Origin of the sequence: Phycicoccus sp. HDW14 (assembly GCF_011383005.1) — a bacterium.
Lineage (GTDB): Bacteria > Actinomycetota > Actinomycetes > Actinomycetales > Dermatophilaceae > Phycicoccus.
The window spans coordinates 594,245-610,997 of sequence record NZ_CP049935.1 but is presented as its reverse complement, the minus strand read 5'-3'; the positions used below and the strand labels follow the sequence as shown (position 1 = coordinate 610,997).

Annotated in this window: 20 protein-coding genes; 11 read left to right on the top strand and 9 right to left on the bottom strand. The window is 74.2% G+C overall.

Annotated elements, in window-relative coordinates:
* Window positions 1–48: 48 nt before the first annotated feature.
* Together gatC and G7075_RS03050 are read right to left on the bottom strand one after the other, a co-directional pair.
* Window positions 49–345, bottom strand: a complete 297-nt coding sequence (gene gatC / locus G7075_RS03055; RefSeq protein ID WP_166118742.1) for an Asp-tRNA(Asn)/Glu-tRNA(Gln) amidotransferase subunit GatC — start codon at window positions 343–345, stop codon at window positions 49–51.
* A 5-nt stretch (window positions 346–350) separates the two neighbouring features.
* Window positions 351–800 (bottom strand): hypothetical protein, encoded by a 450-nt coding sequence (locus tag G7075_RS03050; RefSeq protein WP_166118739.1) that lies wholly within the window; start codon window positions 798–800, stop codon window positions 351–353.
* A gap of 699 nt (window positions 801–1,499) precedes the next feature.
* Here G7075_RS03050 and G7075_RS03045 point away from each other — a divergent pair.
* Genes G7075_RS03045 through G7075_RS03035 form a run of 3 tightly spaced genes read left to right on the top strand, consistent with a single transcriptional unit; the run spans window position 1,500 to window position 3,075 of the window.
* Window positions 1,500–2,165 (top strand): trimeric intracellular cation channel family protein, encoded by a 666-nt coding sequence (locus G7075_RS03045; protein ID WP_166118736.1) that lies wholly within the window; start codon window positions 1,500–1,502, stop codon window positions 2,163–2,165.
* A gap of 26 nt (window positions 2,166–2,191) precedes the next feature.
* A complete protein-coding gene (locus G7075_RS03040) occupies window positions 2,192–2,611 on the top strand; it encodes a hypothetical protein (RefSeq protein WP_166118734.1) in 420 nt (139 codons plus the stop codon).
* Window positions 2,608–3,075, top strand: coding sequence for a hypothetical protein (locus G7075_RS03035; protein ID WP_166118731.1), 468 nt, complete (start codon window positions 2,608–2,610; stop codon window positions 3,073–3,075). The genes G7075_RS03040 and G7075_RS03035 overlap by 4 nt, the downstream gene beginning before the upstream one ends.
* A gap of 4 nt (window positions 3,076–3,079) precedes the next feature.
* Here the strand turns inward: G7075_RS03035 and G7075_RS03030 are convergent, their stop codons facing one another.
* Window positions 3,080–3,430, bottom strand: a complete 351-nt coding sequence (locus G7075_RS03030) for a hypothetical protein (RefSeq protein WP_166118729.1) — start codon at window positions 3,428–3,430, stop codon at window positions 3,080–3,082.
* Between the two features lie 139 nt (window positions 3,431–3,569).
* On the opposite strand from G7075_RS03030, the gene G7075_RS03025 reads away from it, so the two are divergent.
* The 3 genes from G7075_RS03025 (at window position 3,570) to G7075_RS03015 (ending at window position 6,759) form a co-directional block, all read left to right on the top strand.
* Window positions 3,570–3,857, top strand: a complete 288-nt coding sequence (locus G7075_RS03025) for a hypothetical protein (RefSeq protein ID WP_166118726.1) — start codon at window positions 3,570–3,572, stop codon at window positions 3,855–3,857.
* On the top strand, window positions 3,854–4,858 hold the full coding sequence (locus tag G7075_RS03020) for a hypothetical protein (RefSeq protein ID WP_166118724.1): 1,005 nt from the start codon (window positions 3,854–3,856) through the stop codon (window positions 4,856–4,858). The genes G7075_RS03025 and G7075_RS03020 overlap by 4 nt, the downstream gene beginning before the upstream one ends.
* Before the next feature lie 137 nt (window positions 4,859–4,995).
* The gene (locus G7075_RS03015; RefSeq protein ID WP_166118721.1) at window positions 4,996–6,759 is read left to right on the top strand and encodes a hypothetical protein; all 1,764 of its coding nucleotides are present in this window, start codon (window positions 4,996–4,998) and stop codon (window positions 6,757–6,759) included.
* Between the two features lie 93 nt (window positions 6,760–6,852).
* Here the strand turns inward: G7075_RS03015 and ligA are convergent, their stop codons facing one another.
* The 4 genes from ligA to G7075_RS21940 form a co-directional block, all read right to left on the bottom strand.
* Window positions 6,853–9,015, bottom strand: a complete 2,163-nt coding sequence (ligA, locus tag G7075_RS03010; RefSeq protein WP_240917849.1) for an NAD-dependent DNA ligase LigA — start codon at window positions 9,013–9,015, stop codon at window positions 6,853–6,855.
* Between the two features lie 53 nt (window positions 9,016–9,068).
* Entirely contained in the window at window positions 9,069–9,443 is a 375-nt protein-coding gene (locus G7075_RS03005) for a hypothetical protein (protein WP_166118716.1), read from the bottom strand.
* A 69-nt stretch (window positions 9,444–9,512) separates the two neighbouring features.
* A complete protein-coding gene (locus G7075_RS03000; protein WP_166118713.1) occupies window positions 9,513–9,818 on the bottom strand; it encodes a DUF664 domain-containing protein in 306 nt (101 codons plus the stop codon).
* 347 nt (window positions 9,819–10,165) lie between these two features.
* Window positions 10,166–10,294: a hypothetical protein gene (locus tag G7075_RS21940; protein WP_256378056.1), complete on the bottom strand. Its 129-nt coding sequence runs from the start codon at window positions 10,292–10,294 to the stop codon at window positions 10,166–10,168.
* 79 nt (window positions 10,295–10,373) lie between these two features.
* Between G7075_RS21940 and G7075_RS02995 the strand changes: the two genes are divergently transcribed.
* The 4 genes from G7075_RS02995 to G7075_RS02985 all read left to right on the top strand — a co-directional run bounded on the left by G7075_RS02995 (window position 10,374) and on the right by G7075_RS02985 (window position 12,911).
* Window positions 10,374–10,733, top strand: coding sequence for a DUF2200 domain-containing protein (locus G7075_RS02995; protein ID WP_166118711.1), 360 nt, complete (start codon window positions 10,374–10,376; stop codon window positions 10,731–10,733).
* 134 nt (window positions 10,734–10,867) lie between these two features.
* A complete protein-coding gene (locus G7075_RS22390; protein ID WP_371814161.1) occupies window positions 10,868–11,377 on the top strand; it encodes an AMP-binding protein in 510 nt (169 codons plus the stop codon).
* Complete coding sequence (locus G7075_RS02990) at window positions 11,326–12,357, top strand: AMP-binding protein (RefSeq protein ID WP_371814266.1); 1,032 nt, start codon at window positions 11,326–11,328, stop codon at window positions 12,355–12,357. The genes G7075_RS22390 and G7075_RS02990 overlap by 52 nt, the downstream gene beginning before the upstream one ends.
* A 35-nt stretch (window positions 12,358–12,392) precedes the next feature.
* Window positions 12,393–12,911: a hypothetical protein gene (locus G7075_RS02985; protein WP_166118708.1), complete on the top strand. Its 519-nt coding sequence runs from the start codon at window positions 12,393–12,395 to the stop codon at window positions 12,909–12,911.
* Here the strand turns inward: G7075_RS02985 and G7075_RS02980 are convergent.
* Both G7075_RS02980 and G7075_RS02975 read right to left on the bottom strand, forming a co-directional pair.
* Window positions 12,861–14,834 carry an EamA family transporter gene (locus G7075_RS02980; protein WP_240917848.1) on the bottom strand — a complete coding sequence of 658 codons (1,974 nt, stop codon included), beginning with the start codon at window positions 14,832–14,834 and terminating at the stop codon, window positions 12,861–12,863. The genes G7075_RS02985 and G7075_RS02980 overlap by 51 nt on opposite strands.
* A complete protein-coding gene (locus G7075_RS02975; RefSeq protein ID WP_240917847.1) occupies window positions 14,831–15,736 on the bottom strand; it encodes a DUF1272 domain-containing protein in 906 nt (301 codons plus the stop codon). Before G7075_RS02975 ends, G7075_RS02980 begins: the two co-directional genes overlap by 4 nt.
* 134 nt (window positions 15,737–15,870) lie before the next feature.
* Here G7075_RS02975 and G7075_RS02970 point away from each other — a divergent pair, with 134 nt between their 5' ends.
* Window positions 15,871–16,731: a hypothetical protein gene (locus G7075_RS02970; RefSeq protein ID WP_166118704.1), complete on the top strand. Its 861-nt coding sequence runs from the start codon at window positions 15,871–15,873 to the stop codon at window positions 16,729–16,731.
* Window positions 16,732–16,753 lie beyond the last annotated feature (22 nt).

Below are 16,753 nucleotides of genomic sequence, written 5' to 3'. Positions count from 1 at the left end.
AGGTGCGGCGGGTGCGGGCGGGACGAGCGGCGGGCGCGCGGCCCGGCGTCACTCCTCGTCGAGGATGCGGGGGACGCTGAAGCGCTGCTGCTCGGACTCCGGTGCGCCCGAGAGCGCCTCGTCCGGGGTGAGCGAGGGCCGCACGACGTCGGGGCGGGTGACGTTGACGAGCGGCATCGGGTGGCTCATCGGCTCGACGTCGGCGATGGGGGCCTGCTGCACCGTGGCCACCGACTCGAGGATGACGGCGAGCTCACCGACCATCTTGTCGAGCTCGGCGTCGGAGAGGTCGATGCGGGCGAGCCCGGCGAGGTGCGCGACGTCCGCGCGGGTGAGGTCGGCCATGGCCGTCAGTCTATGGGGGTCGGTGCGAGCACGCGGCGGGTGACCTCGTCACGGACCAGCTCGGGCCGCTCGCGCGCCCACCGTCGGGCGACGCCCAGGGCGCGGGCCCATCCGCGGTCCGACTCCTCCACCTGGGCCACGACCCCCCGCACCGGGTGGCGCAGCTGGAGGCGCCACCCGCGCTGCGCCCGGCCCACGACCGACGGCTCGAGCACGACGAGGGCCTCGAGCTCGTCGACCCCGATGTCGACCCCTCCGGGCGAGCGGCGGACGCGGCCCCCCGCACCGTCGAGGTCGAGGCGGTAGGTGACGAGGAACCATCCCGTGACGGGCAGGACGAGCACGAGGAGGGGCACGAGCACCCACGCCGCGACCGCCGCCGGCCAGGGGGTGGCCTCCCCCGCGCCGTCGCGGACCAGGCCGACGAGCCCGAGCACCACACCCACCCAGAGCACGGCGAGCAGCGGAACCCGGGGACGAGGGCCCAGAGCGGAGCCCGCAGCACGACCCGGTCGGGCGTTCCGTCGAGGTCGGTCGGTGCCGGAACCGACGGCTCGACCGTCCCGTCGGCCGGAACGCCCGCCCGCGCGCGGTCCCTCCCGCCGGGCAGCAGGAACCGGAGCACCCGCGGGACGAGGAACCCGACGGCGAGCAGGCCGGCGACGGACGCCACGATGAGCAGCACCCCCTCGACACCGAGCGCGTCCGTGGAGGAACCGACCGGCGCCGTCCCCCGGCCCGCGGCGGCCCGCCAGCGCCCGGCGAGGGGCTGCACGGTCGCGACGACGAGCGAGGAGACCCCGAGGGGCAGGAGGAGGGTGACGACCATCGGCACCGCCCAGCGGACGAGCAGGCCTGCACGGGTCCGCGGGTGGGACCCCTCGGGGGCCCGCAGCCCGGCGAGGGTCCGACCGGCGACGAGCCGCGGCCAGGTGCCGTGTGGACGGCGCTCGAACGGTGTCCACCAGTCGCCCGAGCGCAGGCCGTGCGCGGCGCCACGCAGGACGGGCACGGCGAAGAGCAGCCACGGCAGCCCGAAGAGGGCCAGCACGAGGAGGTGGGTGACGAGGGCCGCCCCGAGCGTCGGCCCGACGACATCCACCCCCGTCCCGCCCACGCGGCGACCCTAGCGGGAGCGCTGCGAGAATCGCCCGGTGCTCACGGACACCGACTCGCTGCAGACCGTGCTCGACGTGTGCGGCGTCTTCGTCTTCGGCCTCTCCGGCGCCCTCGTGGCGGTGCGGCGCGGGCTCGACCTGTTCGGGGTCCTCGTGCTCGCCTGGGTCGCCGGGCTGGGCGGCGGGATCATCCGCGACCTCTTCCTCGGTGTCACGCCCCCGGTGGCCGTGAGCGACTGGCGGCTGCTCACCGCCGCGGTGCTCGCGGGGGGCGTCGTGTTCGTCGCCCACGGGCTGTGGGAGGAGAGCTCGGGGTCCGGCGCCGGACGGCGCCACCTCACCCGGGCGGTCCGCCTTCTCGACGCCGCCGGCCTGGCCCTCTTCGCGGTGAGCGGTGCGCTCGTCGCCCTCTCCCGCGACGCCGGCCCCCTCGCCGCGACCCTCATCGGGGGCATCACGGCCGTGGGCGGCGGGGTGCTGCGAGACGTCCTGGCCCGCCAGGTCCCGGAGGTGCTGCAGCGCGAGCTCTACGCCCTGCCGGCCCTCGCCGGGGCCGGGCTGGTCGTGCTCCTCCACCACCTCGACGCGCTCGGACCGGTCACCGCCTGGGGTGCGGTGGTGCTCGTGTTCGTCATCCGGGTGCTCGCGGTGGCCCTCGACCTCAACGCCCCGCGGGCCCTGCGCAGCGGCCCCTCGGACTGACCGGGAGGTCGTCTAGGGTGTCGGCCATGGTGGGGTCAACGGCCGGGGACGGCTACGGAGACATCGATGCCCAGGTGGCCGCGGCGCGTGAACGGGCCGAGCGGTCCGGGGCGTGGGTCGGCGAGATGGAGCAGCTGACCGGCCACGGGTCGGCCCTGCGCGGCGGGGTGACCGTCGAGGTCGACCTCGGCGGCACGGTCGTCGGGCTCGGCATCACCGACGCCGCCGCCGGGTACGGCGGGCAGACCGTCGCGGGCGCCGTGCTCGAGGCGCACACCCAGGCCCAGCAGGACCTGCGCCGCCGGGCCGAGGCCTCAACGGCCGCGGCCTGGGGCGCCGGGTCGGCGACGACCGCCGCGGTCACCGACGAGGTCGAGCGCCTGACCCCGGGGGCCGACCCCGACTCCCCCGACGACGCCCCCCGGCCTGCGGGAGGTGCGTGGTGAGCGGCTTCGACGACCTCGGCCGCATCGACGGTCTCGCCCAGCCCGAGCTCGACCGGCTCGCCGCGCGCGCCCGGGCCGCCCTCGACTGGCGGCGACGCGCCGAGGAGCTGCGCGCCGACGGCGAGGTCGACGGTGTGCGGGCCACGGTCAGCGGCACCGGCTCGCTCGTGGACCTGCGGATCCCCACGCCCGCCTGTGCCGACGGCGGCGACGCCCTCGCCGAGCGGGTCGGCGAGGCCATCTCCCGGGCCCGGGCCGAGGTGGCCCGGCTCGTCACGCGCTCCGCGCAGGACACCTTCGGCGAGGACTCGCCCGAGGCCGGGACGGTGCGCGAGCAGTGGGAGGCCGGTGCCCGGAGGCGACCCGCCGTGCTCCGCGACACCGGAGACGCCGGACCCGCTAGCAGCACGCCGCCCCGACCCGACACCCCGCCCCCTCCGCCGCAGGGCGGGGGGATGTGGTGAGCCGCTAGCCGACCGAGGCCCAGCCCTTGGCCAGGAGCTTCACGAGGTTGACGAGGATCGAGCCCGCGGCGAACACGAGCAGCAGGCTCATGAGGGTCCAGAAGCCCCACCGCACGGCGAGCCCGCCGGTCGAGCCCGGGGTCTCGGCGCGCATCGCCGACCACCAGTGGTTCTCGGCGAGCGGGCCGTAGCGTCCGTCGGTGCGCGGCAGGAACGGCAGCCACCAGTCGCCGGCGGCGTTGGCGCGCAACGCTTCCGTGACGACCGGGCGCACGATGACGCCCAGGACGAGCACGACGATGCCCAGCACCCCCAGCCCCACGAGGACGAGGACCAGGCGGACCCCCCAGACCATCGGACGTCCCTTCGGTCGACATCGGTGCCCCATCGGACGATGGGGACCGCTCCCCATCGAGATCGCGGGAAGTCGCGCATACTCTACGAGCCGAGGGGTCGAGTGACCTCGGGAGGGACGGAACAGGGTGCAGTACGACGTGAGCCCCACCGGGATCCGCGAGCACGCGGTGAGCCTGGCCGGGATCCAGGGGGACATCCGCTCGTGTTCGACGGCGGCCGAGACGACCATCGACGGCTCGGCCTTCGGTGTCGTCAACTCGTTCCTCGCCGCGACGGTCGGGGTGTTCGGCGCCGCGATCAACCAGGCGATCTCGAACGCCGCCGACGACATGGGCGAGACGGTCGCGACGCTGCGCACGCAGGCCGGCAACCACGAGACCATCGACGGCCACGCGCGTGACCGGGTGAACGGGGCGGGACGATGAGCGGCGACCTGGTCGTCCAGCCCGGCGAGCGCTCGGCGACCTCGGGTGCCGGCCTCATCGACTCCGGCACCTCGCTGTACCAGGCCATCGAGAGCAAGAACTGGGTGGATGCCGCCCTGTCCGGCGTGGCCGTCGGCTTCGACGCCGTCGCGACCTACAGCGACCCGCTCGGCAGCCTCTTCGCCGCGGGCATCGGCTGGATCATCGACCACCTCGACCCGATCAAGAGCTGGTTCGACGACCTCACCGGCAACCCCGAGGGCGTCACCGCCTACGCGGGCACCTGGCTCAACGTCTCGAACATGATCTCGGCGAGCAACACGACGTTCGTCATGGGCGCCAACCAGAAGCTCGGGCACATGTCCGGCCCGAACATGGAGCGCTACCGCCAGCACGTCGAGGAGATGTCCCACAAGCTGTCCTTCCTCGCCGGGGCGGCCCGTGGCATGTCCATCGGCACCGAGGGCGCGGCGGTCATCGTCGGCTTCGTCCACGGGGTGCTGCGCGACGCGCTGGCCCAGGTCGCGGGAGCCCTGTGCAGCTACGTCGCCGAGCTGGTCTTCACCCTCGGGGCGGCGACCCCGCTGGTCATCCACCAGGCGACGACGCGCATCTCGGCCCTCGCCGCGGAGATCGGCCCGAAGATCAAGGGCCTGAAGAACTCCGTCACCGACCTCGACAGCCTGATGCACGAGCTGCGCGACATCCTCAACGACATCCCGCGCTTCCTCGGTGACCGGTACTCGGTGCCGAACCACCCGGGGCTCAACTGGCGCAACGTGCTCGACGACCCGAACCAGCTGCTCAACGGCATGTCGGTCCGCGACGCGATGAACCTCATCGACCTCAAGCCGAAGTACCAGCACCTCGTCCAGGACAACCCCGAGCTGCTGCGCAAGGCGATCCGCGAGGCCATCAACGACGGGCTGCCCGCCAACGCCACGGACGCCGGCAAGAAGATCCGCGAGGCCGTCGAACGGCAGCTCGCCGGCCACCCCTGACCCACCGAGCACGACGTCCCCGACCGAGCATCGGTCGCGTCGGTCCCTGAGGTATCACCCGCCCCACCCGCGCCTCTTGCGGGGTGAGCGGCCAGACGGACTGGGGATCGGCCCGCCACGCTCGGAAGCGACACGTCATGCCCACGAAGAAGAGGAAGACCCCCACCCTGCCCGCCGCCGTGCGGGACCACCTCGCCGGCATCCTCGGCGGCGACCCGGTGTCCGCCGGACACCTCGAGGCCCGGGTCGCGGGCGTCGGCACCGTCACCGCGTACCACGCCGTCCGCGAGGGTGGCGGCAACGACGTCGCGAGCGTCGTCGTCGCGGAGGACGGCACCGTCACCCCGTTCGCGGAGTTCGTCGCGACGCTCGGCCACGACCCGTTCGTGCCGGTCTTCGTCCCCGGCCCGGTCGGGCACCCCGTCACCCCGCGCGAGCCGGTGACCATCGACCCGCCGCGCAACGACTGGCGGCTGGACCAGTGCGACCGGTACACGGAGACGATCACCGTGACGGTGCCGCCGAACGGGACGACGCCGAAGGCCGACGTCTACCTGCTCGCCGACACGACGGCCAGCATGTACCCGGTCCTCGAAGCCGTGAAGGCCGGCGCCGACGCCATCCTCGGCGATCCCGCCCTCGGGGCCTTCGACGTCGCCTGGGGCGTCGGCAACTACCGCGACTTCCCCGTCCCCACCCCGAACTCGTACGCGTTCCAGCACCAGCTCTCCCCGACGACCGACCACACCGCGGCCGCGACCGCCATCGGCACGTGGACCGCGGCGGAGGGCAGCGACATCTCGGAGGGCCAGCTCTTCGCGCTGCACGAGCTGGCGACCAACGGCTCGATCGGCTGGCGGCCCGACAGCAAGAAGATCGTCGTGTGGTTCGGGGACGCCCCGGGGCACGACCCGATCTGCACCGACCTCACCGGCCTCGCGTCCGCGATCACGGAGGCGTCGGCCACGGCCGACCTCGTCGGCGCCGAGATCACGGTCGTCGCCGTGAGCACCACGACGGGCACGACCGGCGCCCTCGACGGCGACCCGCAGGGCGACGCCCACGACTACACGACCTGCCCCGGGACCGGCTCCGCCGGCCAGGCGACCCGCATCACGGCCGCCACCCCCGGCGGGACGCACACCACCGGCATCGACCCGGCCGACATCGTCGCCACCCTCTCGGCGGTCATCGCGGCGGCGGTCAAGGCCACCGGCAACGTCCACCTCGAGGCCACCGGCGACACCGCCCAGTTCGTCGAGTCCATCACCCCCGCAGGCGGGTACGGCCCGCTGGCCGGTGACGAGACGCACGTGCTGACCTTCGAGGTCGTGTGGGTCGGCACCCGGGCCTGCGGTGAGCGCGACCAGCAGTTCGACGGGACCATCGACGTCGTCGCCGACGGGGTCGTCGTCGCGAGCAAGACGGTGCACGTCGTCGTGCCGAAGTGCCGGTTCCACTACGTCGTCGAGGTCGTCTGCGGGACCCGCTCGGCGAAGGACGACGACGAGCACGGCGACCGGTCGGGGCCTTGCGCGGTGGTGCCCGGGCGGTACGCGACGGCGGTGCTCATCGACAACCCCTCGACGTGCCCGGCGCAGATCGAGAAGCGGTTCGCCCCGCTCGTCATCGACGGCAAGACGATCGGCCGCGAGCCGGACGTGGTGCCGGCCAAGCCGTTCGCGAAGCTCGAGCTGCCCGCCGGCCACGCGACGATGGACGACTGCTGCGCCCTCGACGAGGCCGTCGACCACGGCAAGGGCCTGCTCGTCGGCGTCCTCGACATCGTGTCGGACCGCGCCCTCGAGGTGCGGGTCGTGCACACCGCGGACGGCGGACGCGGCTCGGTCGGCGCCCCGTCGATCACCACGAGGTCGGTCGAGGCGCGCCGCGCGCCCTGATCCGGCCGCGCCCGCCGGCCACGACCGGCGGGCGCACCCGGAACGCGACCCGACGGGCCACTGCCGATCCAGGCCCGTCGGGTCGTCCGCGCGTCAGTCGGCGCTGCCGGTCTCGAGGAGGCGGGTGAAGCCGGCCTCGTCGAGGATGGTCAGCCCCAGCTCGCGGGCCTTGTCCTCCTTGGACCCCGCGTTGGCGCCGACGACGACGTAGTCGGTCTTCTTCGACACCGAGCCCGAGGCCTTGCCGCCGCGGGCCAGGACGGCCTCCTTCGCCTCGTCGCGGGAGTAGCCCTCGAGCGACCCGGTGACGACCACGGTGAGCCCGGCGAGCGTCTGCTCGACCGACTCGTCGCGCTCGTCCTCCATCCGCACGCCGTCCTCGGCCCAGCGCTCGACGATGCGCACGTGCCAGTCGTTGCCCTCGCGGTCGAACCAGTCGCGGACCGCCTCGGCGATGACCGGGCCGACCCCCTCGACCCCGGCCAGCTCCTCGAGGCTCGCCTCGCGGATGCGCTGCATCGAGCCGAGGTGCTGGGCCAGCGCGCGGGCCGCGGTGGGCCCGACGTGCCGGATGGAGAGGGCGACGAGGACCCGCCAGAGCGGCTGCTCGCGCGCCACGGCGAGGTTGTCGACGAGCCGTTGGCCGTTGGCCGACAGGACGCGGCCGTCGACGACGGCGCCCTCGGGGTCGGTCTTCTTCGCCGCGCGCGTGTAGAGCGGGACCTTCGCGACGTCGGCCGCGGTGAGCGAGAACAACATCGCCTCGCTCGGGCCGCCCAGCTCGGGGTCGTCGAGGACACCCGAGTCGAGCAGGGCCACCGAGCCCTCCCACCCGAGGGCCTCGATGTCGAACGCGCCCCGGCCGGCGAGGCTCGAGAGCCGCTCGCGCAGCTGGGCCGGGCAGGAGCGGCTGTTGGGGCACCGGATGTCCTTGTCGCCCTCCTTCTCGGGGGCCAGCGCGGTGCCGCACGCGGGGCAGTGCGTCGGCATGACGAACTCGCGCTCGGTGCCGTCGCGCAGGTCGACGACCGGGCCGAGGATCTCGGGGATGACGTCGCCGGCCTTGCGCAGGACGACGGTGTCGCCGATGAGGACCCCCTTGCGCTGCACCTCGGTGGCGTTGTGGAGCGTCGCCCGCTCGACGGTGGACCCGGCGACGACGACGGGGGCCATGACCCCGAACGGCGTGACCCGGCCGGTGCGCCCGACGTTGACCTGGATGTCGAGGAGGGTCGTGTTGACCTCCTCGGGCGGGTACTTGAAGGCGATGGCCCAGCGCGGCGCGCGCGACGTGGAGCCGAGCCGGCGCTGCACCGAGATCTCGTCGATCTTGACGACGACGCCGTCGATCTCGTGCTCGACGTCGTGGCGGTGCTCCCCCGTGTGGGCGATGAACGCGGTGACCTCCTCGATCGTGTCGACGACCCGGAAGTGCGTGGAGACCGGCAGCCCCCACGCCCCGAGGGCGGCGTAGGCCTCGCTCTGGCGGGTGAGGTCGAAGCCCTCGCGCTTGCCGAGGCCGTGGACGAGCATCCGGAGCTCGCGACTGGCCGTGACGCGAGGGTCCTTCTGCCGCAACGACCCTGCCGCGGTGTTGCGCGGGTTGGCGTAGGGCGGCTTGCCGGCCTCGACGAGCTGGGCGTTGAGCTCGCCGAACGCCTCGATCGGGAAGTAGACCTCGCCGCGCACCTCGACGAGGTCGGGTACGGGGTGGGCCGTCGTGCCCGCGAGCTCGGTGGGGATGCCCCGCACCGTGCGCACGTTGAGGGTGACGTCCTCGCCGGTGCGTCCGTCGCCGCGGGTCAGGGCCCGGGTCAGGCGTCCCTTCTCGTAGAGCAGGTTGACGGCCAGCCCGTCGATCTTCAGCTCGCAGAGGTAGTGCAGCTCGGCACCGCCCGCGTCGCGGGTGACCCGCGCGTTCCACTCGAGCATCTCGTCGGTGGAGAAGGCGTTGTCGAGGCTGAGCATCCGCTCGAGGTGGTCGACGGCCTGGAACTCGGTGGAGAAGACCGCCCCACCGACCTGCTGGGTCGGGCTGTCCGGGGTGCGCAGCGAGGGGTGCTCGTCCTCGATGGCGTTGAGCCGCCGCATGAGCACGTCGTACTCGCCGTCGCTGATGGTCGGTGCGTCCTTGACGTGGTAGGCGAACTGGTGCCCGCGCGCCTCCTCGGCGAGGGTCTCCCACTCGTGCCGCACGTCGTCGGGCACGGCGTCGGCGGGCTCCTGCGCTGCGGGGTCGGTCGGCGTCTCGCTCACGCGCCAATCCTGCCGCACACCACCCACATCGCTCGGGTGGCGCGGCCCGCGGGTCAGGCTCCCGGAGGCACCTGCGCCTGCGGGTAGGGCACGACCGGTGTCGCAGCGGGCGGGGCGTCGGAGGTGCGGTCGGCGACCACGGCGAGCACGCCGAACCCGGAGGTCACGAGCGACGCCAGGCCGAGGACCCACTGGAGCAGCTGGACCACCCCGAACCCGACGAAGGGCCGGCCCCCGAAGAGGTAGCTCCCGGTGACCAGGGCCTGGGCGAGGCCCGTCGCGAGGGAGAGGCCGAAGAAGAGCAGGGCCCAGGTGCGCCAGCGCCGGCGCGTGCGCACCCTGGCGACGAGGACCAGCCCGATGGCCGGTGGGACGACGTGGGCCAGGAGCAGCAGGAGCGAGAGCAGCTGCGCGAGCGACGAGTACATGGGATCCCCTCCCGGGGCGGCCCCTCCGCCCCGACAGCGGACCCTAGCGCGGGGTGGGCGGCAGCCGGGTCAGGTCGGCCCGGACGGGTCCAGTGCGACGAGCAGGTCACGCGTGACCTCGAGCTGCCCCAGGTGCTGGGCGAGCTCCTCGTAGACGTGCAGGAGGATGTCGCCCTGCGTGGCGTACCGGACGGCGGGGTCGTCGTCGGTGGGGTTGACCGGCGGTTCGCGGAAGGCGGTGGCGGAGACGTCCTCGCGGAGGGCCGCCCGGGCCGACCCCAGGAGGGCGAGGGCCTCGGCGACGGTACCGGTGGCGCTGAACTCGGCGGCCCGGTCGCGGGGCACGACGATGCCGCGGTTGACCGTCCTCCCCACCGCGCCATCACCCCGGCGACGTGGGCGACGAGGGCGAAGGCGCTGTTGGAACCGGGGAGCACGTCGGGCCGGGCGTTGACCCGGTCGTCGCCGAGCTCGCGGCAGATGGCGGCGTACTGGTCGAGCGACTCGTCGCAGTAGCGGAGGTACTCGTCGGCGCTGATCACCGCACCGACGCTATCCCGCGGCCCGGGTCCGTGCCGGCGACCACCGCGGTCCGGTCGGGCGGCACAACTGCTACAGCCGGTCGAGGACCTTGCTGACGAGGTACGCCACCGCACCCACGCCGACCGACAGGACGACGACCGCAGACCCGAGCAGGGACGACTCCGCCTCCGAGAGCACCATCAGCGCCCCGATGACGACCCCGCCCCCGCCGCGAGCAGGCCCAGCCAGGCCACGCCGTACGTCCCCGTGCCTGCCGTGTCCGGCGCACCCGTCCCGCCGGTCGTCTCGCCACGCCGTGTCGTGTCCATGGCGGGATCGTAGGCTCCGGACAGGTCACGGTGCCCCCTCGTACCTGACCCTGACGACCCGACGAGACGAGGAGGACCCGTGGCCGGACACCGCATCTTCGGCACGCCGTTCGCGAGCATCTACCCGCACTACGTCGCCAAGGTCGAGAAGAAGGAGCGCAGCCGCGAGGACGTCGACCGCGTCATCTGCTGGCTCACCGGCTACGACGAGGCCGGCCTGCGCCGCACCCTCGACACCGAGGTCGACCTCGAGACGTTCTTCGCCGAGGCGCCGGCGATGAACCCGAACGCCGAGCTCATCACCGGCACGATCTGCGGCATCCGGGTCGAGGACGTCGAGGATCCGCTCATGCAGAAGATCCGCTGGATGGACAAGCTCGTCGACGAGGTCGCCCGCGGCAAGAAGATGCAGACCGTCCTCCGTGGCTCGGACGCCTGACCCCGGAGACCCCGGAGACCCCGGGCACGCCGGACCCGGACTCCCGAACCCGCCGGTACGAGATCTGGCGCCGACCCGCTCCGGCGGGTGAGGATGGGGCAGACCGTCACCGACGCCGGACCCCAGGAGCACCGATGACCAACCTCGCGACGAACCTCACGACGACCGCCGGCGAGCTGCCCGAGCAGGACGCACTGCGCGTCAACGGGCAGGGGGTCACCTACGCCCAGCTGCACGGCATGGCCGCCAAGGTGGCGGGGACGTTGCGCGAGAACGGCATCCAGCCCGGAGATCGCGTGGCTGTCATCCTCCCCAACGTGCCGGCCTTCCCCGTCGTGTACTGGGGCATCCTCCTGGCCGGGGGCATCGTCGTGCCGATGAACCCGCTCCTCAAGGCCGGCGAGATCGACTACTTCTTCACCGACTCCGGCGCCAAGATCGCCTTCGTCTGGCCCGACTTCGTCGACGAGGCCACCAAGGGCGCGGCCACCAGCGGCACGCGCGTCGTGCGCACCGGCGCGATGGGGCCCGAGGACTTCGAGGGCGGTACCCCCATCGCCGACCCGCACCCCGCGAGGACGACGACACCGCGATCATCCTCTACACCTCGGGCACGACCGGCCGCCCCAAGGGTGCCGAGCTGACGCACAGCAACATCCACCTCAACGCGATGCGCTCGGCCAAGGTGATCCAGCAGATGACGTCCGACGACGTCGTCATGGGCTGCCTGCCCCTCTTCCACGTCTTCGGCCTCGTCGTCGGCCTCAACGCCGCCACCATCGCCGGCGCCAGCCTCGCCCTCATCCCCCGGTTCGACCCGCAGGCCGCCGTCGAGGTCATCGAGAAGGAGCGGGTGACGATCATGCAGGGCGTGCCGACGATGTACGCCGCGATCCTCAACCACCCGGCCTCCGACGGCATGGACGCCAGCAGCCTGCGCACCTGTGCCAGTGGCGGGTCCGCGATGCCGCTCGAGGTCATGCGCTCCTTCGAGGAGAAGTTCGGCTGCGTCATCCTCGAGGGCTACGGCCTCTCCGAGACCAGCCCGGTCGCGAGCTTCAACATGCCCGACAAGGAGCGCAAGCCCGGCACCATCGGCCTGGCCATCCCCGGCTGCGAGATGCGCTGCGTCGACCTCGACGGCAACGAGGTGCCGCACGGCGAGGTCGGCGAGATCGCCATCCGCGGCGACAACGTCATGAAGGGGTACTGGAACAAGCCGGAAGCCACGGCCGAGGCGATCCCCGACGGCTGGTTCCGCACCGGCGACCTCGCGACGATGGACGACGAGGGCTACTTCACGATCGTCGACCGCAAGAAGGACATGATCCTGCGCGGCGGGATGAACGTGTACCCGCGCGAGGTCGAGGAGGTCATCTACACCCACCCGGACGTCCTCGAGGTCGCCGTCGTCGGCATCCCCGACGACCTCTACGGCGAGCAGGTGGGGGCCGCGGTGGCCCTGCGCGAGGGGTCGACGACCACCCCCGAGGACGTCATCACCTTCACGAAGGCGCGGATCGCCGCCTACAAGTACCCGCGCACGGTGTGGGTCGTCGACGCCCTGCCCAAGGGCCCGACCGGCAAGATCCTCCGCCGCGAGGTCCACGCGCCGGCGGAGTGACCGGCGAGCCGACACCCGGCACGAGGGACGACCCGATGAGCGACGAGCACGACCACGGACCGCTCGAGGCGGAGGTGCGCACCGCCGACCTCTGGCGCGCGACCGGCCTCGGGCTGGCCGTCGTCTGGGGCGTGGTCCTGCTCCTCGTCATCGGCTACGCGGTGCGGCTGACGGTGGACCCCGCCCGGGGCGACCCGCCCGGTGCCGTCCGCCTGCTGCTCGTCCCGATGGGGGTCGTCGCGGTCGCGCTGTTCGTGTGGGTCGCGGTGGCGGGCTGGCGCATCCACCTGCGTCGACCCTCGGGCTGGGACCCCGTGGTCGTGGTCGGCGGGCTGGGCCTCGCGAGCGGCGTGTTCGCCGCGGCGCCCTGGCGCTTCGACGGCGGACCCGGCAAGGGCCTGACCCCGCTGACCGTCTCGCTCATCGTGCTCGGGCTGCTCTCGGTCGTCGCCGGGCTCGTGGCCCAGCGCTCGTGGCGGCGGGCGGCCGAGGCCGTCGAGGAGTCACATGCGGGCAGCGCGTTCCCGGCCGCGGGAGACGACGGCCTCGGGTGAGCGCGGGCTGCGGTTGACCACCCACGCGGCGGCGAGCACCACCGCGAACCCGACGACCTGCCACGTGCCGAGCCGCTCCCCCAGCACGAGCACACCGAGCAGCACCGAGACCACCGGGATGAGGTAGGTGATGGTCGAGCCGACCACGGGCCCGGCGCCGCGCACGACGTCGAACTGGAGCACGTAGGCGAACCCCGTGCCGACGACGCCGAGGGCCAGCACGCAGGCCAGCGGCAGCCATCCGGGCACGTCGGTGGCGGGCCGGTACGCGGTGATGGCGGAGAGCCCCTGCGGCGTCGTCGCGGCCCAACCGATGGTCACGGGGACCATGAGCCCCAGCCCGGTGAGCAGGGTCGCCGTGGGCATCGCCAGCCCGCCGAGGTCGGCGCCGGCGAGGAAGCGCCGGTTGTACGTCCACCCCAGCCCGTAGCTGGCGCCGCCGGCGAGGGCCATCGAGAAGCCGACGAGGTCGGGGCCCTCGGTGGTCGTCCACGGCTGCATGATCGTCACGACCCCGACGAAGCCCACCCCGACCGCGACGAGCCGCCGCCCGGTGACCCGCGCGCCGGGGAGGATGGCGATCGTCGCCAGCACCGTGGCGATGGGCGTGGCCGCGTTGCCGATGCCGGCCAGCGCCGAGGCGATCCGCGTCTCGGAGAGCGCGAACAGCGTGAACGGCAGCGTCGCGAGGAAGAAGCCGCAGACGAGGAGGTGACCCCACGTGCGGGACCCGTTGGGCAGCCGGCCGCCCCGGCGACGAGCAGCCCGCCGACGACGAGGGCCCCGGTGAGGATGCGCAGCGCCGAGATCTGCACGGGGTCGAGCGACTCGAGGCCGACCTTCATGAGCAGGAAGCTCGACCCCCAGATGAGGACGAGCGCGACGAACTTGACCTGCCAGGGGACGCGCGGCTGCGCCATCAGGGACCCACTTCCTCGACGAGACGGCGCGCGGTGTCGAGCGCCGCCCGGAGAACGCCGCGGGCCCCTCGGGTGTGAGTCCGGCCAGCCCGCAGGCCGGCGTGACGACGAGCCCGCGCACGTTTGAGAACGCCAGCCCCGCGCGCTCGAGGCCGTCGAGGACCGTGCGCAGGGCGACGGCGTCGGACGTCGACCCGTCGGTCGCCAGCACGCCGGCGTGCACCCCGGTGCCGGCCTCCAGGGTCGCGGCCACCGACTCCCACCGGGCGGGCGACGCCGCGGTGAGGTCGAGGGCCAGCGCGCCGGCACCGGACGCCCGCAGCAGCGGGATGGGCGCGCTCGGGTGGCAGCAGTGCACGACGGTGGGGCCGTCGTGGGTGGCGACGGCGCCGCGCAGGGCACCGGCGACGACCTGCGGGTCGACCGGGCGCACCCGGCCGTAGCCCGAGGCGGTGGGCAGGGACCCCTCGAGGACCGCGGGCAGCGCCGGCTCGTCGAGCTGGAGGACCACCTCGGCCCCGGGCACGAGGCGTCGGACGTCGCCGACGTGCCCGGCGACCCCCTCGGCGAGCGACGCCGCGAGGTCGGCGGCCGCGCCGGGGTCGGTGAGGACGCGCTCGCCCCGGGTCAGCTCGAGCGTGGCGGCCAGGGTCCACGGCCCGCACACCTGCACCTTGAGCGGACCCTCGTAGCCGTCGTAGGCCTCGGCGAGCTCGTCGAGGTCCTCGCGCAGCAGGGCGGCGGTGCGCCCCGCGTCGCGGCCCGCCCGGTCGACGAGGCGCCAACCGCTGGGCTGGAGATCGACGGCGAGGTCGACGAGCAGCCCGGCAGCGCGCCCGACCATCTCCGAACCCGGCCCGCGGGCGGGGGTCTCGGGCAGGAACGGGATGCCGATGCCGTCACCGTCGACGAGGAGGTCGCGCACGGTGCGCACCGCCTCGCGCGTCGAGGTTCCCGGCCACGACCCGATACCGGTGGCGCGCACCGGCGCCGGGGCGCTCACCGCCCCCACCGGGCGACGAGGCCCTGCACGGACGCCGGCACGGGCGCGCCGAGCGCGAGCGCGTGCGGCGCCGGCTCGGGGTCGCCGGCGACCGTGCGGAACGGCACGACGCCGGTCCAGGCGGTCGTCTCCTCGTCGGGGTCGCCCGGGCCGCCCGAGCGCGCCTTGAGCACCCAGCGCCCGTCGGTGATCGGCAGGGCCATCGCCAGCGTCGCCACCTGCTCGCGCCGGGTCATCGGCCGCACCTCGCCGGTGCGACCCGGGACGAGGCGCTCGGAGATGACGTCGAGGGCCTGCTCGCGGTCGGCGTCGTCGAGGGTGACCAGCTCGCCGTGTACCACCGCCGACCGGTAGTTGGCCGAGGACTCGAACGTCGTGTGCGCGACGACCAGCCCGTCGACGGAGACCACCGTGAGGGCCGCGGGGGCACCGGCCGCCACCTGCCGCAGGGCCCCGGCACCGGTGGAGCCGTGGAGGAGGATGCGGTCGCCGTCGCGCGCGAAGAGCATCGGGACGCACCAGGGCCGGCCGTCGACGACGGTGGACAGGGTGCCGGCGAGGACCTCGTCGAGCAGCTCGTCGAGGGCAGCACGCTCGCCCGTCCCCCTCTCCGGCTTGCGGGTCAGGCGCTGGACGGGTGCGCCGCCTCCTGCGTATCCCCTTCCCGGGCAGGGCGTCTCGCCGACGATGCGCTCGACGGAGGCCGGGTGGCGGAGCAGCGCGTCACCCACGCGCGTCGGGCGGGGCATCAGCTGGCCGCCGCAGTTGGGGCACTCGCGGCCGAGGTGCTCGGCACAGCCGGAGCAGAAGGTGCACTCGAAGGAGCAGACGACGGCACCGACCTGGTCGGCGGGCAGGTCGAGGTCGCAGCACTCGCATCCGGGGCGCATGGTGAGGGGCACGGGGTCATCATCGCGCCTCGCACCGACGGCGGGCGACCGGCCCGCGCCGTTGCTCCTAGGCTGGCGCTCGTGCGGGTACCGGAGGAGCGGCTCGGCCGGGGTGGGCGTCGAGACCCCGCCCGGGAGGGGCCGTCGTGACGTGGGGACTGCTCGGCGCGTTCGGTGCCGCCCTCGCCTACGGCGCCGGCTCGGTCCTCCAGGCCCTCGCGGCGCGCACCACCTCGACGACCGCGGGCCTCGACCCGCGGCTGCTGCTGCGGCTGATGCGCTCCGGGCGGTACGTCGCCGGCGTCGGGCTCGACGCCGTGGGCTTCCTGCTCTCCCTCGCGGCGGTGCGCACACTGCCGCTCTTCGTCGTCCAGTCCGTCGTCGCGGGCTTCCTCGCCGTGACCGCCGTCCTCGGCGCCCTCGTCCTGCGCACGCCGCTGCGGCGGCCGGACCGCGTCGCCCTCGGGGTCGTCGTCCTCGGCCTCGCGCTCGTCGGCGCCTCGGCGGCCGAGGGACCCGCCGTCGACGTCACCCGGGCCGAGCAGTGGGGGCTCCTCGGCGCCACGGCCGTCCTCGCGGTGCTCGCCGTCGGGGTTGCGCGCACCCCCGGTCCACGCGGCGCCGCGGCCCTCGGCGCGGTGGCCGGGCTGGCCTTCGGCGCGACCTCCGTCGCCGCGCGGATGCTGCCCCCGTCGTTCCCGCTGACAGCCCCCGGCAGGGCGCTGGCCACCGTGGCGACCCAGCCCGCCGCCTACGCCCTCCTGGCCGCCGGGGTGCTCGCCATGCTCGCGTACTCCACGGCGCTGCAGCGGGGCACGGTCACGCAGGCCACCGCGCCGCTCGTCGTCGGCGAGACCGTCGCACCGGCGGTCGCGGGGCTGGCCCTGCTCGGCGACGCACCCCGTCCCGGATGGGGCGTGGTCGCCCTCGTCGGCTTCGGGCTCGCGGTCGCGGGGGCCGTGGCCCTCTCCCGCCACGGCGAGGTCGCGCCCGCCGACGAGGGATGAGCCGGTCGGCGGGCCCTAGGCT